Source organism: Streptomyces sp. NPDC047917, assembly GCF_043204345.1.
Classification (GTDB): Bacteria; Actinomycetota; Actinomycetes; order Streptomycetales; family Streptomycetaceae; genus Streptomyces; species Streptomyces sanglieri.
Genome location: NZ_JBIDCA010000020.1, coordinates 133444 through 155861, shown reverse-complemented (window position 1 = coordinate 155861; position 22418 = coordinate 133444). Strand labels below are relative to the sequence as shown.

15 protein-coding genes and 1 pseudogene are annotated in these 22418 nt (G+C 71.6%); 7 read left to right on the top strand and 9 right to left on the bottom strand.

The window, feature by feature from the left end; translation table 11 throughout:
- The first annotated feature begins 137 nt into the window (after positions 1-137).
- The gene (locus tag ACGF8B_RS38285; protein ID WP_392747126.1) at positions 138-3146 is read left to right on the top strand and encodes a S8 family serine peptidase; all 3009 of its coding nucleotides are present in this window, start codon (positions 138-140) and stop codon (positions 3144-3146) included.
- 603 nt (positions 3147-3749) lie between these two features.
- Here the strand turns inward: ACGF8B_RS38285 and ACGF8B_RS38280 are convergent.
- The 3 genes and pseudogenes from ACGF8B_RS38280 to ACGF8B_RS38270 form a co-directional block, all read right to left on the bottom strand.
- Positions 3750-3932, bottom strand: a pseudogene (locus ACGF8B_RS38280) (ATP-binding protein); the annotation flags it as partial.
- A gap of 248 nt (positions 3933-4180) precedes the next feature.
- Entirely contained in the window at positions 4181-4837 is a 657-nt protein-coding gene (locus tag ACGF8B_RS38275) for a hypothetical protein (RefSeq protein WP_392747125.1), read from the bottom strand.
- A 116-nt stretch (positions 4838-4953) separates the two neighbouring features.
- Positions 4954-5259, bottom strand: coding sequence for a hypothetical protein (locus tag ACGF8B_RS38270; protein WP_392747123.1), 306 nt, complete (start codon positions 5257-5259; stop codon positions 4954-4956).
- Positions 5260-6029: 770 nt separating this feature from the next.
- Between ACGF8B_RS38270 and ACGF8B_RS38265 the strand changes: the two genes are divergently transcribed.
- Positions 6030-7043: a S1 family peptidase gene (locus ACGF8B_RS38265; protein WP_392747121.1), complete on the top strand. Its 1014-nt coding sequence runs from the start codon at positions 6030-6032 to the stop codon at positions 7041-7043.
- Between the two features lie 31 nt (positions 7044-7074).
- Here ACGF8B_RS38265 and ACGF8B_RS38260 read toward each other — a convergent pair whose 3' ends face one another.
- Positions 7075-7560: a hypothetical protein gene (locus ACGF8B_RS38260; RefSeq protein WP_392747120.1), complete on the bottom strand. Its 486-nt coding sequence runs from the start codon at positions 7558-7560 to the stop codon at positions 7075-7077.
- A gap of 427 nt (positions 7561-7987) precedes the next feature.
- Positions 7988-8233, bottom strand: coding sequence for a hypothetical protein (locus ACGF8B_RS38255; protein ID WP_392747118.1), 246 nt, complete (start codon positions 8231-8233; stop codon positions 7988-7990).
- A gap of 109 nt (positions 8234-8342) precedes the next feature.
- On the opposite strand from ACGF8B_RS38255, the gene ACGF8B_RS38250 reads away from it, so the two are divergent.
- Complete coding sequence (locus ACGF8B_RS38250) at positions 8343-8936, top strand: TetR/AcrR family transcriptional regulator (protein ID WP_392747116.1); 594 nt, start codon at positions 8343-8345, stop codon at positions 8934-8936.
- Positions 8937-9299: 363 nt separating this feature from the next.
- Here the strand turns inward: ACGF8B_RS38250 and ACGF8B_RS38245 are convergent, their stop codons facing one another.
- Positions 9300-10061 carry a maleylpyruvate isomerase family mycothiol-dependent enzyme gene (locus ACGF8B_RS38245; RefSeq protein ID WP_392747114.1) on the bottom strand — a complete coding sequence of 254 codons (762 nt, stop codon included), beginning with the start codon at positions 10059-10061 and terminating at the stop codon, positions 9300-9302.
- A 937-nt stretch (positions 10062-10998) separates the two neighbouring features.
- Between ACGF8B_RS38245 and ACGF8B_RS38240 the strand changes: the two genes are divergently transcribed.
- The gene (locus tag ACGF8B_RS38240; protein WP_392747113.1) at positions 10999-12666 is read left to right on the top strand and encodes a GAF domain-containing protein; all 1668 of its coding nucleotides are present in this window, start codon (positions 10999-11001) and stop codon (positions 12664-12666) included.
- A gap of 27 nt (positions 12667-12693) precedes the next feature.
- On the opposite strand, the gene ACGF8B_RS38235 is transcribed toward ACGF8B_RS38240, so the two are convergent.
- Positions 12694-13371 carry a response regulator gene (locus ACGF8B_RS38235; RefSeq protein ID WP_392747152.1) on the bottom strand — a complete coding sequence of 226 codons (678 nt, stop codon included), beginning with the start codon at positions 13369-13371 and terminating at the stop codon, positions 12694-12696.
- 325 nt (positions 13372-13696) lie between these two features.
- On the opposite strand from ACGF8B_RS38235, the gene ACGF8B_RS38230 reads away from it, so the two are divergent.
- Complete coding sequence (locus ACGF8B_RS38230; RefSeq protein ID WP_392747111.1) at positions 13697-15028, top strand: globin domain-containing protein; 1332 nt, start codon at positions 13697-13699, stop codon at positions 15026-15028.
- On the opposite strand, the gene ACGF8B_RS38225 is transcribed toward ACGF8B_RS38230, so the two are convergent.
- The gene (locus tag ACGF8B_RS38225) at positions 14979-15659 is read right to left on the bottom strand and encodes a vitamin K epoxide reductase family protein (protein ID WP_392747110.1); all 681 of its coding nucleotides are present in this window, start codon (positions 15657-15659) and stop codon (positions 14979-14981) included. The two genes, ACGF8B_RS38230 and ACGF8B_RS38225, sit on opposite strands and share 50 nt — an antisense overlap.
- Positions 15656-16135 carry a hypothetical protein gene (locus tag ACGF8B_RS38220; protein WP_392747109.1) on the bottom strand — a complete coding sequence of 160 codons (480 nt, stop codon included), beginning with the start codon at positions 16133-16135 and terminating at the stop codon, positions 15656-15658. The genes ACGF8B_RS38225 and ACGF8B_RS38220 overlap by 4 nt, the downstream gene beginning before the upstream one ends.
- A gap of 474 nt (positions 16136-16609) precedes the next feature.
- On the opposite strand from ACGF8B_RS38220, the gene ACGF8B_RS38215 reads away from it, so the two are divergent.
- Together ACGF8B_RS38215 and ACGF8B_RS38210 are read left to right on the top strand one after the other, a co-directional pair.
- Positions 16610-17476: a DUF4132 domain-containing protein gene (locus tag ACGF8B_RS38215; RefSeq protein ID WP_392747107.1), complete on the top strand. Its 867-nt coding sequence runs from the start codon at positions 16610-16612 to the stop codon at positions 17474-17476.
- The gene (locus tag ACGF8B_RS38210) at positions 17473-22392 is read left to right on the top strand and encodes a DNA-binding protein (RefSeq protein ID WP_392747106.1); all 4920 of its coding nucleotides are present in this window, start codon (positions 17473-17475) and stop codon (positions 22390-22392) included. Before ACGF8B_RS38215 ends, ACGF8B_RS38210 begins: the two co-directional genes overlap by 4 nt.
- The last annotated feature ends 26 nt before the right edge of the window (positions 22393-22418 follow it).

Sequence of the window (22418 nt, the reverse complement as noted above, 5' to 3'; positions counted from 1 at the left end):
CAGCGTTCACTTCTCTCGAATCGCCTGCCGAGCACCCCGCGTCGACGGCGGTTCGCCACTCAAGTCGCCGACTCACACCCAGGGCGAGTACCCCCGCTCGCCTGTCCGGCTCTGCCCGAACAACCGTGAGGAAACCTGTGACACCCCAGCCACGAAGAGCGTCCCGCATCCGCCGCGGCACCATCGGTGCGCTGCTCACCACCACCCTCGCCGCACTCAGCCTGCCGCTCGCCACCCCCGCCGTCGCGACGGACTCCGCCGGGCACCTGACTGCCGGCAACTACCTCATCACGCTGGCCGACCAGCCCCTCGTCACGTACGACGGCAGCGTCGACGACCTCCCCGCCACCCGCCCCACCGAGGGCCGGAAGTTCGACGTCACCACTTCGAACGCCAAGCGCTACCGCACGCACCTGGTCGCCGAGCAGCGCCAAGTCGCCAAGAAGGTCGGCGCGACCGTCCGCCGGCACTACGCCGTCACCACCAACACCTTCAGCGCCCGGCTCAACGCCGCCCAGCTCGTCCAGCTGGCCCGCACCAAGGGCGTCACCAACATCGCCCCCGACCGGCTTCACCGGGCCACCGACGACAGGAACTCCTCCGACTTCCTCGGCCTCTCCGGCCGCAAGGGTCTGTGGGCCGCCCTCGGCGGTACGGCCGAGGCAGGCCGCGGCATCGTCATCGGCGACATCGACACCGGGATCTGGCCCGAGAGCGCCTCGTTCAAGGCCCCGGCGCTCACGAGCGGGAAGCCCGGCGGCAAGCACGGCAGGAAGCCGTCCAAGGGCGACCTCTACCGGCCCTACCTCGACGGCACCACCACCGTCATGCACAAGGCCGACGGGACCACCTTCACCGGAACCTGCCAGACCGGTGAGAGCTTCGCCGCCGCCGACTGCAACCAGAAGATCGTCAGCGCCCGCTACTTCGCCGACGGCTGGCGACAGCAGGTCCCCGAATCCAACCGGGCCGGCTACATCTCCCCGCGAGACAGCCAGGGTCACGGCACCCACACCGCATCGACCGCGGCCGGTAACGCGGGCGTCCGGGCCACCGTCGACGGCCATGACCTCGGCACCGTCTCCGGCGTCGCCCCCGCCGCCACCGTCGCCGTCTACAAGGCCCTGTGGCAGAGCAAGGACGGCAAGCAGGACGGCGGCCTGACCAGCGACCTCGTCGCCGCCATCGACCAGGCCGTCGCCGATGGTGTGGACGTCATCAACTACTCCCTCGGCGGCATGTTCGAGAGCGGGTACGACGACCCGTCCCAGACCGCGCTCCGTAACGCCGCCGCGGCGGGTGTCTTCGTCGCCACCGCCGGGGGCAACGCCGGCCCCGAGTCCGCCAGCCTCGACAACACGGCTCCCTGGACCACCACCGTAGCCGCCGGAACCATCGCCTCGCACACCGGCACGGTCACGCTCGGCAACGGGAAGAGCTACACCGGCATCAGCACCAGCGTGCACGAAACCGTCGGCTCCACACCGCTCGTCCGTGCCGCCGCCGTCAAGACCGCCGAGGCCGACGCCGCCGATGCCGACCTCTGTACGGCGGGAACGCTGGACCCCGCGCGCACCGCCGGGAAGACGGTCGTCTGCGACCGGGGCGTCACCGCGCGCGTGGACAAGTCCGCCGAGGTCAAGAGGGCCGGCGGCACCGCCATGGTCCTGGTCAACAGGCAGAACGAGAGCAGTGACGGCGACCTGCACTCCATACCGACCGTGCACCTGAGCGGCCCGGAGGCCACCGCCGTACGCGACTACGCCGCCACGGACGGCGCCACCGCCAGCCTCAGCAGCGGCGGCAAGGGCGCCACCTACCCGCAGGTCGCCGGCTTCTCCTCCCGCGGCCCCTCCCTCGCAGGCAAGGGCGATCTCCTCAAGCCCGACATCACCGCGCCCGGCGCCACCATCCTCGCCGCCGTCGCCCCGCCCGGTAACCAGGGCCGCGACTTCGACTACCTCTCCGGCACCTCCATGGCGACCCCGCACATCGCCGGCCTCGCCGCCCTCTATCTCTCCGAGCACCCCACCTGGTCCCCGATGAGCATCAAGTCGGCCATGATGACCACCGCTTCCCCCACCAAGACCGCTGACGGCAAGAACAACGGCGACCTCTTCGCCCAGGGCGCCGGCGAGGTCGAGGCCCGCGCGATGCTGCGGCCGGGGCTCGTCTACGACTCCGACGAGCAGGACTGGCTGGCGTACCTCGAAGGTGTCGGCATCGACACCCGGACCGGAACCGAGGCCATCGACCCCAGCGACCTCAACTACCCCTCCATCGCGATCGGTGAGCTCTTCGGTACCCAGACGGTCACCCGTACCGTCACCGCCACCTCGGCCGGCACCTACCGGGCCAAGGCCGATCTGCCCGGCGTCAAGGCCACCGTCTCGCCTTCCGTCCTGCGCTTCAGTCACGCCGGGCAGAAGCGCACCTTCACGATCAAGTTCGATGTGACCACGGCGCGTTCGGGAATCCTCGACACCGGTTCCCTCACGTGGACCTCCGGCCGCACCACGGTGCGCAGCCCGATCGCCGTCACCCCGCAGAGCGTCCGCGCCCCTGCCGAACTCAAGGGCACCGGCACCAGCGGCGAGACCACCTACTCCGTCACTCCGGCCACCAGCACCCTCACGGCCACCGCACGCGGACCCGTCTCCTCGCCCCTCACCAAGGCCACCCTGACCGGAACCGCTGCTGAGACCTACTACGAGACGAACATCCCGGCCGGCACCAAGGCCGCTCAGATCTCGGTGCACTTCGATCCGGCGGCGGACACCATCGTCGGCGTCGTCTGGGGAGTGATGGTCGACGGCGTTCTGCAGTCAGCCGCGTTCGCCGATCCCGACAGCAACGGCACCTCGACCATCTCCCTGGGGCAGCCGAACGCCGGGACGATCTTCGTGGCCGTGGTCGCACTCGGCAGTACCGATGACACCGTCACCCCGTACACCTACCAGGTGAACAACATCTCCGAGGACAGCCCGGTCACCGGCAAGATCACCGTCACACCCGACCGCGCCCGTGTCACCCCCGGCACGCCGACCGACCTGACCGCCACCTGGTCCGGTGTCCCGGCGGCAGCCCGGTCCACCGTCTGGATCGAATACCCGAACGGTGCGGGCACCTTCCTGACCCTCAACTGACACCGGATGTCGCGCTGACACCTGTCCGGTCGTGAACCGCGAGGTTCGGCCCGCCGGCTCAGCCGGACGCGGTCGGGCAGCACACGAAGCTCCTGGCAGACATGGGTGATCCCGGCCGAGACCCATCTGCCAGGAGCTTCGTCGTGCGGCCCGGTCGCGCCTGTCACCGGCCCGTCCGAACACGTGGATGTACGAGTTCGTTGAGCGGGCTCTGCGGCGGCGCGGGAGTCGGTGAGGGTGGGTGCACCGCCGGCCGCGACGAGGGGAGGGTGACTTGTCGAACTCCTTGAGAGGACCGTCCTGCTCGGCCAACTGCCCCACAGACTGTGCCCGCGGTCGTTGCCGGATCGGCTCACCACGCGACCGACCTCTACTTCCCGGCGTCCCCGCACCCTCGTCGCTCAACCTGCCGCGTGTCCGAGCCGGGCACCTGCCCACCAGCAACAGTCCGCTCACGTTCTCAAGCCGATGGCACTCACTCGCGTCGTCCCGTGGCCGCAGGGACGAACATGACGCCCCCAACCAGATGTTCAGGACGGGCGCGTCGCCGCTGTTCCCTCCTGCTGAGACCCACTCCGGTCCGAGGTCGGCCAACTGCTGCCACTGGGCGATGGCGCCGTCGAAGGTGAGCCGGTCCACGACGACCGCGCAGAGCCGGGGATCGGCGAAGGTCTTCGTCCGGCCGCTGACCGACTCGTTCGAGACGATGGCGACGCTTTTCTCCTTCTCGCGTTCGGTAAGGATCTGGAAGAGGAGTTCGGCGCCGTGGCGGTCGAGTTCCGTGTGTCGGATCGGGGACGGGATGCCGCGCACCGTTTCCGGTGCCGGTTTCCCCGCCCCGCCGGCCGAACCGGACGTGCCCGTTGGCCGAGCATCCGACTCCCCACAGGTCCGAAGTGTCAGGCGACGCTGCCACAGCCAGGCTCAACAGCCTCAGCCACGACCCGGCCCGACGACCGACCCCAGGAATGCCCCGTCGCGACCGCTGCCGGCCTGCTTGAGCGGCTCTCGTGCCCTGTGCGACGGCGGCCGGGTCAGCAGGCGGAGGCATCGGTCGGGGCCTGCAGGTCGTATCGGACGATTCTCGCGTTCTCCTTGAACGAGATCCCCACGTTCCCGAAGGCGCCGCTCCCCTCGTACTGCGACCAGCTGATGGTCTTGATGTCGCCGGGCCCCACCTGCTTGCCGAGCGACACGACCATCAGACGCCCGGTGCATGGGAAGGAAGAACCACCGCCGTCCGAGGGCGGGTTCGCCTTGATCAGTGCTGAGCCGTCGACGGTGAAGTGCTGCCGGTCGACCGTTTCCACCGTGTATCCTCGCTTCGGCTTCGCCCCGTCCGTGACGGTGGTGAAGAACACGTCGAAATAGCCCACGTGGACGGTCACGGGGTCACAGAGCTTCGGTGGTCCGCCGAACTCGATGGGCAGGTAGCCGGTCACGCTGCGCCCACGCAGATTGCTGTCCAGCCAGTCCTTGTCACCCCGGACACAGGAAGGCGTGGGGGACGGAGACACCGCGGGGGTCGCCGCGACGGAGAACGACGGACTCGCCGACGTGGCCGAGGAGGCCACCGGGGCACCGGCGTCGCCGCTGTCACCGCTGCTGCAGGCGGAGAGGGTGAGTGTTCCCGCCAGAACGGCGAGCAGAGCGATGCCCCGTAACGGTGATGGTCCTGCCCGGTCTGTCACCGGGCCATGTTGACCGAACGGCACAAGTGAGTCAACGGCCCATCGGCGTACACGTGAACGTGGTGCCGGCCGGATCTTCGTAGCCGGAGACCGCCGTGACTTGGGTGTCGCCCCGATCACGTTCGCTTGAGGTGATACAGGTTGGGAGCGTCCGGGTCCCCGGCAAGGTAGTAGGGCTGAAGCCCTTTCTTGGTCCGCTCCATGCGCGGCAGGGGTGCAGTGGCCATTTCCACGCGCTGGTAGTGGCCGAGGCAGTCCTGGATCTGGAGATCCTCGTGCAGGATCTTGGCGCTGTGCTGCCCTTCGTCCCAGCGTTGCCGCGGGTGGTCGAGGTAGTGGTCCAGGGCGCAGGGTCCGCGGCCGGGCGGGCGGCGACGGCCGTATCCCGGTCGTGGCGACGACGCCGGATCTGCTGTGCGCACCTGGGCCGGCCGGGCCCGCGTCCCGGCGATTCGGCCGCGATCACCGCTTGCCGCTGCTGGAGGCGATCGGTATCTCCCGCCGGGACGCCTGTCCCGCCCGCAGCAGGCAAGCCGTCCGGGAAGAGCTACCGCTCGGCGCCCAGGAGGAAGCCCGCGTGGCGGGAAGCGCGGCGGCCGGTGTGTACAAGGACGTGGGCAGGAGTTCACCGACGACCGCCGCAAGGGGGCCGAATTCACGCGGGGCTGGAGCAGGTGCCAGTCGCACCCGCACCTGTACGGGGACCGCCGGACCCGGACCGTCACAGCCGAGCAGCAGACCGAGGGCCGAGGCGAGGAACACGAGTGCCAGGAGCGGGAAGGGGAGCGCCTGCGCCAGGCGGGGGAGGGCCGGGCCGCCGCGCGGAAGGCCGGCAACCAATTCCCCCGCTTCCGCATCTGACCGGCAGGCCGCGGCGACCGACCACGTGGAAGCAAAGGCAGTTGAAGAAGCGGCCCGCCGGGGCGCCGGGCAGGGCAATGTCGCGCTCGATGGCGATCCGCGCCACGCTCTCTCCCGCATCGGCGGGGGTGGGATGCCGTGCTCCGCGGCGGGCGTCACCGCGACGCCTGACCGCTCGCCCACGCGAGGCGGGCGCCGGCCCCCCGAGCTGTCCTCAGGGCAGAGAGGGGGCTAGCTGCACCATTGACCGACCCGTTGCCCGGATGGTGCGGCAGGTTTCAGGCAACGAGGCTGAATGCATACAGATTCACCAAGCAAAAGGGAACCCTCTGTGTTCAGCTTCAAGTCGTCGCGCCGCCGTACCACCCGCATCGCTGCAGCCGGTGCTCTCGCGGCCGCGGCCTGCGTGACTGTCATGGCCGGAAGCGCCGGGGCCATCGTCAACGGGTCGGACTCCACGGCGAGCTACCCGTTCATGGCGACCATCCCGGAGTCGGCCCCGGACCAGGGTCTGGTCGGCGGGAACTGCGGGGCATCGCTGATCGATCGGCAGTGGGTGCTGACGGCCGCTCACTGTCTGAAGGTCGAGGGCATCAAGCTGGACGGCATCGTGCGGGTCGGCAGTGACCACCGCAAGTCCGGCGGCACCGTCCGTAAGATCGACCGGACGTTCGTCCATCCCGGCTATGTGAACGGCGACAACAAGGTCGCCAACAAGAACGACATCGCGCTGGTACGCCTGGACCGCCCGGTCGCCCAGCAACCCATCAAGATCGCCGAGCAGGCAGGGAAGCCCGGTACGCCGACCCGGCTTCTGGGCTTCGGCACCACCGTCGACACCGAGTTCAAGTTCCCGGACCGGCTGCAGGAGCTGAACACCCGCAGGGGCGCCGAGTCCGAGTGCGCGCCCGGCTACGCGGACCGGACCCGGCTGTGCACCATCACCACCGTGCCCAAGGCCATGGCGTGCTTCGGGGACTCCGGCGGACCGCAGGTCCAAAAGGGCCGGGGCGGCCGTTGGGAACTGATCGGCGTCACCTCCGGGCCCGGCGCCCCGAACGTGCCGTGCTCGCAGGGCCCCGGCCTTTACACCAGCGCGCCCGCCTACGCGGGCTGGATCAACAAGACCATGAAGACCCACAGCACTCCGTCGGCAGCGGCCAAGGGCGCCAACCTCGCCGAGACCAACAGCACTCGGTCGGTAGCGGCCAAGAGCTCCGATCTCGCCGAGACCGGCACGAACGACAACACCGCCGCGAATGCCGGCGTGGCCGTCGCGCTGGTCGCCGCCGGTGGCGGCACCGCCCTCGCAGTACGCCGCCACAGGGCCCGCCACGCCGCCTGAGCGAAACCGCCGCAACCCCTTGGCGGCCCCCTCACCACGGGGCAGTACCTCGCCCGGACCGGCGAACGAGGTGCCGAGGGCCGCTCGCTCGCGAGCGGTGCACACTGTTCGGCAGGGCGGGTGATCCCGGTCGGTACGCCCGCCCGGATAGTGCGTCGGCCAGTCGATGCGCGGAGGGCTGACATGCAGCCAGGGGGCATGCCGCACGATGTCCCGCACCGCGAGCGCGATCTCCGACCGTATTCTCGGACACGCCCGTCGCGGGCGGGTAGAAGATCGCGTATTCCAGGGTCGTCCGGTCGGGGACGAGCGCGAGGTTGCGGCTGCCGTGCACGCCGCCATCGACCACGTTCAGGCCGATGGCGAACCGGCCCGTTTCAAACAGCGGGTCCGTCCGGCTGTCGAGCCGCTCGGCCTCCAGCCGACGCAGCCTGTTGTGGATCCGCACCGCGGCGTCGATCGCGCCGGCGGCGACGGGATCGGCGGGGTGCTCCTCGGCCAGCGCCCGGGGGCGCATGCGCGAGCACCTCGACGCGAGCGCGCCGCGCCCTGTCACCGCGGACCGCATGGTCAGCACGCCGGGAGTGGCCGGCATGAACGTCGACGGCCGGTCGGCGCCGGTGGGCTCGGCGATGATCGCCCCGTCGGCGGTGAATCCCCGGCCCAGGACTGCGGGGGCCCCAGGTGGTGTTCGAGGTTCTCCTCGCCGGCCACGCCCTGCAGATGACGAGGGTGATGAGCGTGGGTCGCCGAGTCCGGGGTCCAGCGATCAGGCAGACGCCGTTCGTCCGGATCCCGTCCAGATCCCGTACGGATCCCGTCTTGAACGGCGCGGGAACCAGTGCGGCTCACCGACCGGAGTGCACATGATCCATTCGCCGGTGGTGTATTCGCGGCCCTGGCCCGGATGCGCGCCACGATGTCCGTGTGATCGACGGCGCCCGTCAGGTCGACGAGTCCGCCCGCCACCGTCCCGAAATGCACGACATGCGGTGGGTGTCGATCAGGCCGGGCATCACGATGCCGCCTCCGGCATCGACCTGATGGGCGTCGGGTCCTGCCGCTGCCGCCATGGCATCCCGGTCGCCCACGGAGATCACACGCCCGCCCGACAACACCAGCGCCTCGGCCTCGGGTGCGCTCGGGTCGAGTGTGCGTACTCGCCCTCCTGTGATGATCGTACTGTTCATGGCTTCCCTCGCTCCGTGGCTGACGGTGGTGTCCGGCGGACACGTCGTAACGCAGTGTTCCTCCATGGGGAGAAACGCATTCGGGGCCCGCGCCGGTACGATGAACTCTGTGACAAGCCCCATGCGCGAGCCGCAGATGGCCCGAGGGGCCGCTCGCCGCGAAGCTCTCCTGGACGCCGCGACCCGATTGCTGGCGCGGGAAGGCGCTCGCGCCTTGACGCACCGGGCCATCGCCGCGGAGGCGGGTACCACCCACGGCATCGCCCGTTACTACTTCGGCACCCTCGACCAGTTGCTCGACGAAGCCCTGCGACGACTGGCCAACCAACAGGTCGAGGAGGTGCGCGTACTCTTCCACGAATTGCCGGACGTCGATGTCCCGCAGCGGATCACCCGCATCGTGCAGTACGTGACCGGATCGCTGGCCCGTGACCGGGACTCCGGCATCGCCCGGTACGAGTTCTTCCTGGAAGTCGCTCGCCGAGGCACACTGCAGACCAGCCTCAACGAATGGGGAGTTGCGCAGCGGGCGGCCTTCGCCGGCGAACTGCGCGGGGCCGGATCCGCGGACCCCGAAACCGACGCTGCGGATCTGCTGACCCTCATCAACGGTCTGCTCCTGGAACAACTCGCGCTGCCCACAGACGACTTCGAAACCGCCCGGCTGCGACCGGCCATCGGGCGTTTCTTTCCGGAGGGCTGAACAACAGCGTCGACGCCACGACGGAGGACGCGGATGAGGCCCCCGCCTCGCATCTCGGTCGGTTGGACGGGCGCCGCAGCCGCCGCTTCCGGCACGCATCGAAGGTGCTCGAATGCTCGATGGGCCTCCCGGGCCGCGGGCGATGTGCTCATCAAGGGCAAAGAGGGCCACGTTGCTCGGCAACGGGGAGAGGGATCGACCCTTGCGGGGTTCCGGCGCTGGTTCCCTCGGCAGTGTTGTGGGAGGCGCTCGGGCCCGATCTGTACGAGGCCGTACTGGCCGTCCGCCGCGCGGAGGCGGAGCTGTTCGCGATGTTCACCGACGAGGACGTCATCGAGGACGTCCGTCGACGGTGTCGACTGGCTACTCCTCGGGCTCCCAGGCGATCAGCTGCTCGAACACTCGCTGGTCGCCCTCGATCTTCAGGTCGCTCAGCGTGAGGCGGCCCCAGACGAAGAGGAGCAGTTCCTCGGCCGTGCCCGTGGCCGAGGCGGAGGCGGGTGCGGCGTCATCCGTAAGGGGTGCGGGCCAGGCACCGGTGCCGTCCAGCGCGAGGAGCCAGGAGCGGCCCTCGGTGGCGTGGTAGTGGACGGTGGCGGCCTCGTGCGGCCAGGCCGCCGGGGTGGAGTTGCAGGTGTCGAGGAACTCGGCCACGCCGTCGATCGCGACGTCCGCCGGCATCGGCAGCACGGCGGCTGCGGCGAGCTGGGCGTCGTAGGTGTGCACCAGCAGCTCGTGCACTCGGCGCCGGGCAACGCCCCAGGCGTTCGCCGGCGACACACCGGCGCCCCACCACGTCCAGCACTCGCGCTCCGGGCCGGCCTCGCGCAGCGCACTCATGAGCAGCTCGTTCGACTCGGCGTACCAGGCCAGCAGCGCTTCGAGCTCGCGCGGCACCTCCGCGACGTCCTTGGCCGGCGCTGTCTCGGCCGGGCCCGCGGCGACGATCGCGGCCCACCAGCGCTGGCCCGTACCCAGGTGCCGCACAAGATCGAACAACGTCCACTCGGGGCAGGAAGGCACCGGCGCGTCAAGGCCGGACCCGGCGGCAACCGCACTCCGGAACGCGGCCGACCGCTCGTCGATCAGTCGCAGCAGGGCGGAATACTCAAGACTGTCTGTCACATCGCTTACCTATCACCCCAGCTCAGCCGACAGCACCCTATTTTCCAGACCGTCAGCTGCGGGAGTCGGAGCACCTGACGGAAAGCCTGGGCGTAGCCGTATTCCCTTCCTGGCCGCCCCGTTGAACGAGTCACGGGGAAGGGGAACGGTCCTCCGCGGAGGGTGTCGGATGACCTGTGGGGGAGGATCGGGCCGTTGCCGCCGGTCAGGCAGCGGCGTCCGCGTCGATCCAGGGCGGCAACCGTGGTTGCCTGCAGGGGCTCCTGTTCGCCTGTCACGGTGTGCTCCAGGCTCTCCCCGATTCCGCAGGGCTGCTGGACTCGTCCACCGGTCGCGAGTTGCTCACGCCTTGCGAGGGCTTCGGTGAAGTGCTCCGCACAACGATGCGGTGGCTCCGCACGACGGGTCACTGGCGATCGCGTCGTAAGCAGGATGACGAATGCGGCGGCCGTGATGGACGGGGTGGTTCGGATCGGAGGACGGCTACGGGCGGCGCTGGGTCAGTCCGGCCGGTCGGGGATCCGAGCACCACCTCGCCCGGCCGTACGGGCGGTGGTGAGCGGCCGGAAAGGTCCGGCGAATAACACGGGGACGGACCGGACCTTTCCGGTCGCACCATGCTGGCCGCGCCCCTCGAAGCCCTCCAGGGACCGACGGGGTACGTTCTGCCGGGCCGACCGGCCCTACTTGCCAGGGCGCAGGGGAGCCGACCGGCCCCACCGGGCCGACGGCGCACGGCCGGAACCGTCCTGCGGCTGCCGTAGGCTGACCGTCCGTGGACCGGTCCCGGACCTGCGGCGATCCGGTGAGCGATTCCCGGTATACGGCACACGGATCCTGAGAGCGGCGCCCGATGACAGAGACCACCCCCAGGGCGTTGCCCGACTCGCTGTGTGCCGGCCCTGCGGCCTGGCCCCAGCCCAGCCGGCCGGACAGAATGCGCAGTCTGCTGGATGCCGTGATGAGCCTGGGGCGGGGCCTGGAACTGCCCGAGGTGCTCCGCGGCATCGTGAAGGCCGCGGTGACCCTGACCGACGCGGAGTACGGGGCACTTGGCATCGTCGGGGACGGGCAGAAACTGCTGGAGTTCCTGCCGGTCGGCATATCGGATCAGCTCGCCGCCGCGATCGGCCGGACACCGTGCGGACAGGGCATCCTCGGTGAGCTGATCCGGCACCCGGAACCGCTGCGCCTCACCGATCTCAGCGACCATCCGCGCAGCTTCGGATTCCCGCCCCACCATCCCCCGATGCGTACCTTCCTCGGCGTGCCGGTGCGAGTGCGGGACGAGGTGTTCGGCAACCTCTATCTCACCGAGAAGCGGGGCGGGGTGAGTTTCGACGCCGACGACGAGGCGGTGCTGACCACCCTGTCGATCGCGGCCGGGGTCGCCATCGACAACGCCCGCATGTATGACGAGAGCCGTCGCCGGGAGCGGCGGCTGGAGGCGCTGGGCGAGATCACCCGCACCCTGCTCTCGGGAACGGACGCCGACGAGGTGCTGCATCTGATTGCCGAGCGGGCGATGGAAGTGGCCGGGGCCGATCGGGCCGCGATCCTGCTGCCGGAAGCCCCCACGCCCCGCTCCCGGGCTTCGGAGGCCGCCGAAGCCCAGGCACGTCTGACCGTTGCCGTGGCCCACGGCAGGGACTCCGAGCGCGTCACGGGGCTGTCCCTGCCCGCGCGGGGTTCACTGGCCGGACTCGCCGCCCGTACCGGGACCCCGGTGCACTGCGCCGATGTGCGTACCGATCCCCGGGCCCACCCGTTCGCCGACGGTGCCGAGGACGGCCTGGGCCCGGTGGTGACGGTGCCTCTGCGGGTCGACGCGCAGACCAGGGGTGCCCTGCGCCTGGGGCGGCCGGCGGGCCGCCCGCCGTTCGACGACACCGAGGTGGCGCTCGTCTCGGGCTTCGCCGACCAGGCTGCCATCGCTCTGGAACTGGCCCACAGGCGGGCAGAGTCCGAGGAACTCGCCGTCATGCACGACCGGGACCGGATCGCCCGCGATCTGCACGATCTGGCGATTCAGCGTCTCTTCGCGACCGGGATGACCCTGCAGAGCACCACGCGTGCCATCGCCGACCGGCCGGACGCGGCCGAGCGGGTCAGCCGGGCGGTGGACGATCTGGACACCACGATCCGGATCATCCGGTCCACCATCTTCGATCTGCGGACGGCGGACGGTCCGGGGTGCGGCGGGCTGCGGCAGCGTATGGCGGAGACCGCTCGCACGGCGGCCCACGCCCTCGGTTTCCGGCCCTCTCTGCAGATCGACGGGCCGGTGGACACCACGGTCCCGGACGAGGTGGCCGAGCATGTGGTGGCGGTCGCCGCCGAGGCGGTGTCCAACGCCTCCCGCCATGCCCGCGCCACGCGTATCGGCATCGTGCTGTCGGCCGACGACGCGGTGACCCTGACCGTCACCGACAACGGCATCGGGATCCGGGACGGTGCCACGACCACGACCGGGACCACGACCGAGCGCCCCGGAGGGCTGACCAACATGCGTACGCGGGCGGAACTGTGCGGCGGCACCCTGGCCGTCGAGCGGCCGTCGGACGGCGGAACCCGGATCACCTGGCGCGCACCGCTCCACGACTGACGCCCGGGACCGGCATCCGAGTACCCGTCAGCCCCTCGGGGCCTGGGGCCACCGCTGGCGGTCCTTGACCCGGCCGACGAGCATCGCGGCCTGGATCCGGCGCCCCACGCCCAGCTTGGCGAGGATCGAGGAGATGCGGTTCTTGACGGTCTTCTCGGCGAGGAACAGTCGTTCCGCGATCTCGCGGTTGGTGAGTCCCTCGCCGATGAGATCGAGGATCTGCCGTTCCCTGGGCGTGAGTCCGTCCAGTTCCGATCCCTCCGACGCCTCGGCCGGGGGCCGTTCACCGCCCCGCAGTCGCTCCATCACCCGGGCGGTCGTCCGCGGATCGAGCATCGAGGTGCCCGACGCGACCCTCCGTACGGCGGTGATCAGATCGGCTCCGTTGATCTGCTTGAGCACGTACCCTGCGGCGCCCGCCATGATGGCGTCGAACAGTGCCTCGTCGTCGTCGAACGATGTCAGCATCAGGCAGGCGAGTTCGGGCATCAGCGCACGTAGTTCCCGGCACACCTCGATGCCGGCGCGATCACCGCCCCGGTCGTCACCGAGGCGTACGTCCAGCACGGCGACCTGCGGTCTGCTGGCCGGTACCCGGGCCAGCGCCTCACGGGCGTCGGACGCCTCGCCGACGACCTCGATGTCGCCCTCGGCCTCCAGAAGATCGCGTACGCCACGCCGGACGACCTCGTGGTCGTCGAGGATGAAGACGCGTACGGGGGCCGCGGACCGGAGTGGTTCCGTACGCGTCGGGGTCGTGCTCGACGGGGTGTTCGCGAACTCATTCACCACATGCTCGATCGGTTCGGGGAGAGGGGCGCAAACAGTATGTGCCCGTCCGCGGAGCTGCTTCCGCCGGGGTGCGACAGCATGGAAAGCGGTGCCTGAACAGGGCCGAAAGGCCCTGTGGCCAGGGGCCGGTCAGCGGGTGGGGCGCGGTGCCATACTGACGCCGCCAAGATCGTCCAGGCGCCCCGGACATCTTCCTTCCCGGCCACCCCACTGTGCTGCAACGAGGAGCAAACGGCCCATGAACACCCCGAGCGAGGACTACCACGCACTGCTCGCACGGCATGACGCGATGCGGCTTCGGCGACGCATCCTGGCCCCGTCCGGCAGCCGTGCCGGGGAGTGGAGCGCACAGGCCCCGCAGGCGTACGACGGAACGGCCGACCAACTGCTGATCGGAGACTCGCTGCCCCTGGTGAACCCGCTGGAGCAGCTGATCGCCGAGCTGTACCGGATCCTGTTCGAGCGGCACCCGTATCTGCGGTCGCTGTTCCCCGAGTCGATGGCCTTCCAACAGGCCCATCTCGCCGGGATCTTCCGCTACCTGATCGGCAATCTGCACCGCACGGGCGAAATGATCGGCGTCTTCGAGCAGTTGGGGCGCGATCACCGCAAGCTCGGTGTGCGCCCCGCGCACTTCGAGGCCTTCGAGGCGGCACTGATCGAGGCGCTGCGTGTGCGCGCCGGCACTCGGTGGACCCACGAGCTGGAGCAGGCCTGGCTGAGGATGCTGCGGCTGGCAGTTTCGGCGATGGTCAGGGGCGCGGACGAGGCGATCGCCGAACCACCCAGCTGGGAGGCGACGGTGACCTCGCACGAACTGCGCACCCCCGATCTCGCGGTACTGCGGGTGCGGCCCCACCAGCCGTACGCCTTCGAGGCCGGGCAGTACGCGTCGCTGGAGTCGCCGCTGCTGGAGCAGGCCTGGCGTCCGTACTACCTGGCCCGTGCTCCGCATCCGGACGGTGAACTGGAGTTCCACGTGAGGGCCCGGGGCGCCGGAGGGGTGAGCGATGCTCTGGTGCACGGTACGCGGGAGGGCCGCACCGTCCGGCTCAGCGCCCCGCGCGGCGCACTGGCCCTGCCGGACCACCTTCCGGCCGGGGACCTCCTGATGATCGCCTCCGGTACGGGCTGGGCCCCGATGAAGGCGCTGCTCCAGCGGATCGACGACGAACACGCCCGCGCACGCCGGGTACGGCTGCTGCTGGATCCCGCAGGGGAGACGGCGACGGCCGGGGAGATGTACGACGCGGCGTACCTGGAAGCGTTCCGGCGCAAGCGCCCCTGGCTGACCGTCATCGCGGCCGACACGGCGCACCCCCGATTCGCGGATGCCGGCCTGCGGGCCCTGAACGGGATCCTGCCTCCGCAGCCCGGGGCAGCCGCCCGTCAGCACGCCTGTCTGGCTCTTGTTCCCGAGGCCGCCACGACCGGGCGGGCGCAGGCCCTCGCCGCTCGGCTGGCCGCCGCGGGAGTCCCGGCCGAGCAGATCCGTCATGACGCCACCGGCGTGGTCGCGGTCACAGAAATGTCTGCCAGTACGACCAGAACCGGATTGCTATCAGCATGACGATGGCCAGACACCAGGTCACCGGCACCACGAGGGGGAACTCCAGTACCGCCGCGACCAGGGCGCGCGGCGCGGGCAGAACGCCATGGCGCAGATTGTGCGCCGTGGTGTGCCAGAACATGACGACGGTGGCCACCCACACGAGCACGCACCACAGACACAACGCGCCGATCTCGAACAACGCCTGGGTCATCAGCCACATGCAGAAGCCGGCACCGAACAGCGTGCCGACGTTCAGTCCCAGCCAGTACCAGCGCCGGTAGCGCGCACCCGCGAGCAGCCCCGCGCCGGTCCCCAGCACCGTCCCGAAGGCGACCAGCCCGATGAGCGGGTTGGGAAAGCCGAACGCCGACGCCTGCTCGCTGCGCATCACACTGGTGCAGGACACCACGGGGCTCAGCGAGCAGGCGGGCACGAAGCCCGGGTCGGCGAGCAGTGCGAACTTGTCGATCGTGATGACGAACGAGCCGAGCAGCCCGAGCGCGGCGGTGACGACCAGCAGCCACCCGAACCCCCGCCTCGCCCCGGCGCACTCCCGTTCGTCGCCCGTCGCGGACACACCGGCGCATTGCGGCTCGCCGGCCTCGGGGCCGCCCGCCACCCTCCCCGTACCGCGCTCCGGAAGTCTCATGCCCGCCCCCGCACGGAACCGTCCGGCCGGACGACCTCCACCCGGATTCCTCGTGCACGCGCGAAGGCGACCAGATACGCGGTGGCGTCCCGGCCGTCCGACGGCGGTCCGTCCCACCCGGCGAGCACGGTCCGGCAGGTCGCCACCAGGCGTTCATCGGCGCCGACACACGCGTTGCGGTCCGCCGGATCGATGGGCGGCAGCCGTACGTGCTCGGCCGGCACCAGCAATTCGCCCGCGGCCGAACGGTCCCGCTCGGGCAGCACGGCGGGGACCGCGCCCTGGGCCGGCAACAGCACCGTCGGCTTCCGCCCGGCCTCCCCGGCGGTCCGCCCGAACACCAACGGCAGCCCCGCCCCGGCCCGTACCAGGGCGGCGGCACCTTCAGCCGAGCGGTCCAGCCGCGCTCTCGGTTCGGCTTCCACCGGCTCCACGGTTCTGCTGCCGAGGTCCCTGTGCCCGACGACTGCGATCACGATGTTCCCCTCCTCGCGCACCCGCGGCGTGCGATGCATCGCAGTGAACCCATCGGAGGCCGTGCACCACTAGGGCCGATCGGCCCTGGAGGGGTGCGGTCGCCGTCGGGGCGGAACTCCCGGGCGCCCAGGACCGGCATGGGGTCGGCATCGTCTTCGTACCGGCCGTCGACGTGGAGAGTGTGCCGCGAAGCCGGCCAGCCGTACGGAGGCACCGCTCGGCCGACGTCCTGATCCCTTCCGGGCGGCGCACTGCTGACGTCCCGTCGGCCGCGCTGCCTCCCACCGTCGTTGGTGCCGCCTGCCGTACCCGCCAGTACCAAGATGCCTGTTGGGTCGTCGTGAGGGCACCGCGGACCGATCCGCGTTGTCAGTGGCCCTCGTTAGGCTCCCCACATATCGCAGCTCAGGGGCTTCGTGACCCTTGGTTCCGGCTGCGCTGACATCTGATGGACAGGCGGAGGGGCACGGCTGATGGCGTGGCTGGCAGCGGGTGAGGGGTACGAGATCACTCTTGAGGACGGGCGTGTGGTCGCACGGCGGGGTGGGGGACGGCAGTTGAAGACGCTGCCGAAGGCGTTGCGCGACAGTCCCGAGGTCGACCGGCTGAGGCAGCTGGCCGAGTGGCTGGACCGGCACGCGGCCTCGTGCGTGACTCAGGTGGATGCCTGGATGGTGTCGTCGCTTCCGGTTCCGACCGAGCTGATCGCGCGGGTGTGGCCGGACGAGGCGTGGCAGGCGGCGCTGCGCGACATGGCCGTCGTGGGCGACGATCCGGACGAGGTCGGCTTCCTGCGGGACGTCACCGGAGACGGGGAGCTCAAGGTGGTCGATCTCGACGGTGAGACCGTGCGGCTGTCGCCGCGCACGGTGACGCTTCCCCACCCCGTGCTCCTGCCGGACCTGGACGACGTACGGGACTTCGCGGCCGACCTCGGCATCACCCAGAAGGTGGAGCAGATCCACCGGGCGACCTGGACCGGGCCGGACGGGCCGGATGCCGGGCGTCCGGCGACGGCGACGGAGATACGGGACTACGCGGGCGGGAAGTTCGCCTCGCGGTTCGGCCTCGCGGCGCGCGCCACAGGCCTCGGCTACCGGGTGTCCGGTGGCTACGCCACGTGCAAAGTGCGCGACGGGGGCCGCAGCACGGAGGCGTCGGTGTGGATCGGCGAGCCGTACTGGGACGGGGAGTCGGAGACCGGCGGACTGAGCTGGCACGACGAGGACGGCCGCGCGGTGCGGCTGACCGAGGTCGGGCCGGTGGCCTGGTCCGAGGGGATGCGCATGGCCGCTGCGCTGTACGCCGGCCGCACGATCGAAGAGGGTGGGGACGCGTGACCGGGACGGTTGGGAACGACAACAAGGAGCTGCTGGCGGCGGGCGCGGTCCTCCCGGCCGACGCGCGGGGTGCGGGCCCCTCGGCGGTCGAGCTGACCGCGCGCGCCTATCGCCACCCGGTGCTCGGCGGGGATCGGGTCGTCGTGCGGCTGGCCGCGGCCGAACTGGGCCCCGCCGAGGACCTCGCCGCCGGCTTCCTCGGACTTGAGCCGCAGGGCGAGCCGGCCGTGGTCGGTCTCGGCCGGCGCCAGGAACTCGGCTTCCCCGAGTGGGTGCTGGTGCACCACCCCGAGGACGGGCACCACGCCCTGGCGGTCGTGCCGGAGCTGGACCGGCTGGCCCGGCAGGCCAAGACCAAGCCCAAGGCCGCCCTGGACGCCTGCCACGAGCTGGCCGGGCGGCTCGCCGCGGCCGTCCCCCACTTCCTGCCCGTCTTCTACGAGCAGGCCGCGCGGGTCTTCCTCGGCGTCGAGAACAGCACGTACGCCGGCCAGCTGTTCGGCCGTGCCCGCACGAGCGAGGCGCAGCACGGGCTGACGGTCGACGAGGACCGGCTCGACGCCCTGTTCCTGGAGTTCGCCCTGGCCGGCGCGCTGCCGGTGAAGGTACTGACCGGGTACGGCAAGGACCTGTCGGCCCGGCTCGCGCCCGTCGAGGCGTACGAGAGGTTCCGGCGGCTGTGCGTGCGCCGGACCGCCGGCGGTCTCGCGCCGTCCGCCCAGGCCGCGGCGGAGCTGAAGCGGCTCGCCCGCGCCGCGGCCCTGTCCGGCAACGAGGCGGAGCAGGACCATCTCGCCGAGCTCCTTCCGCTGCCGGCCACCTTGCGTGCCGCCGCCGGCTGGTGGAAGTCGCACCGTGGCGCGCTGGTCGCGCTGGCCCGCCGCGTTCCGTCCGTGCGGGGCACGCTGCTGTCGATGACCCCGCCCGGGGACAACGGGGACATGACCGAGCTGTGGCTGGGAATCATGGCGGAGTCGGGGGCCGACGCCGGTCTCGCGGACGCCGGCCTGCCGCAGGAGGAGCAGTGCTCCGACGGCGCGGCGGGCTGGCTGGAGCGCTTTCACCACGCTCGGCACCGCGGTTGGGGGCCGCGCCCGACGCCGCCCGCCCTCCTGGGGCTGGTCGAGCGGGCGGCCGGCCGGCTGCGTGCCGACCTGGCGGCGCGGCCCGAGGGCGAGCGGTTCCTGCGGATCGGTGTCGAGGACGTGAACCTGCTGGACCTCCTGCTCTCGCTGGAGATCGCGGTCGCCGACCCCGAGGGGAAGTCCGCCCACCACCGGCAGGGCAGCGCCCTGAGCCTGTCCGACTGGGCCCGCGGCGAGGAACCGCGGGACCTGGTCGCGCTGGCGGCCGACCCGCGCTTCCGGCCCGCCTTCGGGCGCGGGGCGAACAGCTACAACAGCGCGTCCTCCGGTGCGGACGTGATGCGGCGGCTGGCCGCCTCGCCCGGCGGCCGCCCGATGCTCACCGAGTGGATGCGTGAGGTGGCCGCCTCGTCGGTGGCGGCCGGGCTGCCCGGACTTCCGCAGGCGATCGAGCGGCTTTCGTGGCTGCCCTCCGAGGCTCTCGCGCTCGCGCCGCAGGAGGTCGCGACCGCAGCCGGTGCCGATCTCGGCGAGGCCCTGGCGCGCACGCTACGAGGCGGCCTGTGGGAGGAGCTGCGCTGGCCGGTGTGGGAGGAGACACTCACGGAGCTGGCACCGGGCCACCACACCACCGAAGGACTGACGGTCGTCGAGGCATGGCCGTATCTGATCGTGGCCAACGCGACACAGGTGCGCGTCATCGACGCCGACTCCACCGTTCTCGTGCACGATCTGAGGCTGCCCACCACGTCCGTGTGGCGGACGGGCTTCCACTACGTGGACGGTGCGTTGCTGGTGTTCTGGAACACGTACGGTCGCGGCGAGCCGCAAGGCTACTGGCACACCGCGCCCGACACGGTGTTCGCTCTCGCCGGCATCGGCACCGGCTCCTGGGCCATGCGTTCGGACCACCTCAGCCTGCAGCTGCCCGGCGGCGGCCGCACCACCGGCGGCGGGGTCCTCCACAGCGGCGACACGAAGCTGCCCGCGGAGCGCGCGCTGCTGTCCGACGGCACGTCGTACTGGGTGTGGCAGGACAAGGACGGGGAGGACAGGGGCGGCTGGCTCGAATACGACCCCGCGGGCGGTGCGTACGGCCGGCGCTCGCAGCCCGGCTTCCTCGCCGACGCGCTGCTGCGGCACGCCCCGGGCGCCGAGCTGGCGGCCGGCTCGTGCCGGCTGCGGCCCGCCCCGGCGGTGGCGGGTTCGGCCCAGGGGACGTCCGCGGACGGACTCCTCGGCTGGCGTGTCGTGCGGCTGTCCGACGGCAGCCACCACGGCGAGGACACCACCGGACGGGTCGTCACCCTTCCGAAGGGAGCCGACAGGCCGGTCGCCGCGCTGACGTTCCCCGGCGACGACCGACCGCGGGCGCTGACCCAGCAGTGGCGCGAGCTGCTGCTGAGCGACCCGGAGGGCACGGTCACGATGTCGGCCGAATGCGACCACCGCCACGAGCTGTACGGGACCGCGGCTCAGGCCCTGCCCCCGCTGCCGTACCTGCACATGCTGCGCGCGAGAGATCCGCAGGGGTCGGCGGCGCTGCGGGGCGCCGACGCGGAGCGGGCCGGTGTCCTGCTGAAGGCGGCTGCGCTCGCGGAGCGGGTGGCGGACCTGCCCGAGTTGGTGAGCGCCGCGCTGCCGCAGGTCTCGGCGCCCGAGCTGGTCGCCGGCGTGGTGAAGGTGCTGCGCTTCGCGGTGCGGCAGCAGAAGGCCCTGGACGCCGTGGCCGCACGGCTCGACCCCGCCGCCGGGCCCACGGAGGTCCGGGTCCAGGGACCGAGCGACCACGTGCTCGCCAAGGCGCTGCACGGCATCGTCAACACCGGCTACTACCGCTACGGCGCGGACACCGACGTGACCTTCCGATACCTGGAGACTCTGGCGTCCGTGCGTGCGGACACCGCCGCCACGGCGCTGCCGGGCCGGCTGCACTTCGATCTCCCGTCGCTGCCCTACTCGGGACTGCCGTTCGTCTCGCTCCTCGACGAGCCGGCCGCGATCGCCTACCGGGCCGTCGCGCCCGGCAGCGAACCTGCACACCGGGCAGCCCTGCTCGAAGTCCTCGGCCGGGTGGACGCGCTGGGGCTGGCCGCGACGGCGGCCCCGGCCGGTCACTGGCGCCGGGTCCTGGTCCGTCTGCCGACGCCCCACCTGCACACGCCGGACGGCCAGCGGCGCAACGTAACGCACCGCAGTGTGCTGCCCCTGGGCGGCGGTGCTCTGCTCGGCATCACCGAGCACAACTCCAGTGTCGACGACGGGTGGGAGTTCGGCGCGCTGCTCCACGATCCGAGCGGTTGTGCCGAGGTGCCCGGCCCGTACACCGTGCGCAGTGACGCGCCGGTGGGCGACCGGGTGCGCCCTGCCGACTGGCTGACCGGCTTCCTCGGGGAGGCGCAGTCCCGTGAGGCGGTGCCCTTCCTGCCGGAGGCCGCCGACGAGTTCAGCCGACTCACCGGTGTGTCCCGGGCGCTGGCCCGGATCGTTCTCGTGGGCATGCCCGACGTGGACAGCTGGGAGAACAACTTCCTGCCGACCGAGCTGCGCAAGACACTCGGGCTGAAGGTGGCCGAGGCGGGACACGCCCGTGACGAGCTGCGCGCGCTTCCGGTCGAGGTACGCCGGGCGGTGCTCGCGGCGCTCCTGCCCGACGACCCGGCCCGGCTGTGGAGCGAGGGCCCGGACGTGGCGTCGGCGGCCGTCGTGTGGAACGAGAAGGTGGGACGGCGCCGGCAGGTGCCCGACTGGCTGGCGGCGGAGGCCGCGCGCGCCGCGCGCAGCGGCTGGCCCGTGCACCGGGCGCTCCCGGCGCTGCTGGAACCGGCGTCGTCGCCGGAGCTCGGCGTCGACGTCCCGTGGCACATCGAGGGCGATCACCCGGCGACGGCATCCCCCGCCGATGCGCCGTTCACCTCGGCGGTGCTGGTCGGCTCGATGAGCCTGATGGCCTGGCTGGCCCACCGGCTGCCCGCCGGCGACCCGGTACGGGCGGCGCTGCCGAGTGCGCTGACCGCCGTGCGGCAGCGTCTTGCGGCACCCGGACTACTGCTCTCCGCCGGGCACTACACGAGCCTCGCGGACTTCCGGAAGGTGGCCGGCGCCCCGACAAAGACGGCACCGGACCACGAGCAGTACGGTGCGGTGCTCATGGCCACGCAGGACGACCGGCCCCAGCCGGCCGTACGACCCGCCCTGCTGGACTCCACCGGCTCCGACCCGTACCTGGTGGCATTGCGCGGCGCCGACCAGCAGCCGACCGAGGTCGAGACGGCCCTGCGGTGGGCGTACGACCCGGCGTTCGCACGGCTGTTGGCCGACCCGGGCGTGCCCGTGGCCGGCACGGCGGACGACGAGGGCCTGTGGTGGCCGCAGGATCCGTCCCGTTCGGTGCCCGAGCGGGTGGCCGAGGTCGCCGAGGCACACGGTCTGACCGCCGACGCGGCGACGCTGTACCTGATGCTGCTGGCCATGCCCGACCCGACGGACCGCAACACCGCGCGATGGACGGGGTGGAAACCGGCCCGTCTCAAGACGGCGCGGGCCGAACTGGCCGAGACCGACCTGGTGGTGTCGGGCGTACGGGCCCGGGCAGGACGCTCGCTGGTCCTGCCGGGCGCCTGGGCGGAGCAGTCGGCGCCCGTCCTGCCCGTCGAGCAGTGGAAGCTGCCGATGTACGGGGTGGCCACGGGCGGCAGGCCGGTGCTGGGCACCCTGGTGCCGACCGAACCGGCTGCGGAGCTGTTCGCCAGGGCCTGGCAGCGGATCCTCGACGGCGACCTCCCGCGCTTCGAGGAGCTGAAGGTGCGGCGCACCAGGCGCCGCCGCTGAGGCGCCGCCGGACGGCACCTGAGCCG

Coding starts and splice junctions, on each gene's coding strand:
- ACGF8B_RS38260 (WP_392747120.1), bottom strand. CDS start 7,560: ATGCGCCCCCGGGCGCTGGCCGAGGAGCACCCCGCCGATCCCGTCGCC.
- ACGF8B_RS38255 (WP_392747118.1), bottom strand. CDS start 8,233: ATGAACAGTACGATCATCACAGGAGGGCGAGTACGCACACTCGACCCG.
- ACGF8B_RS38225 (WP_392747110.1), bottom strand. CDS start 15,659: ATGAGACTTCCGGAGCGCGGTACGGGGAGGGTGGCGGGCGGCCCCGAG.
- ACGF8B_RS38215 (WP_392747107.1), top strand. CDS start 16,610: ATGGCGTGGCTGGCAGCGGGTGAGGGGTACGAGATCACTCTTGAGGAC.
- ACGF8B_RS38240 (WP_392747113.1), top strand. CDS start 10,999: ATGCGCAGTCTGCTGGATGCCGTGATGAGCCTGGGGCGGGGCCTGGAA.
- ACGF8B_RS38230 (WP_392747111.1), top strand. CDS start 13,697: ATGAACACCCCGAGCGAGGACTACCACGCACTGCTCGCACGGCATGAC.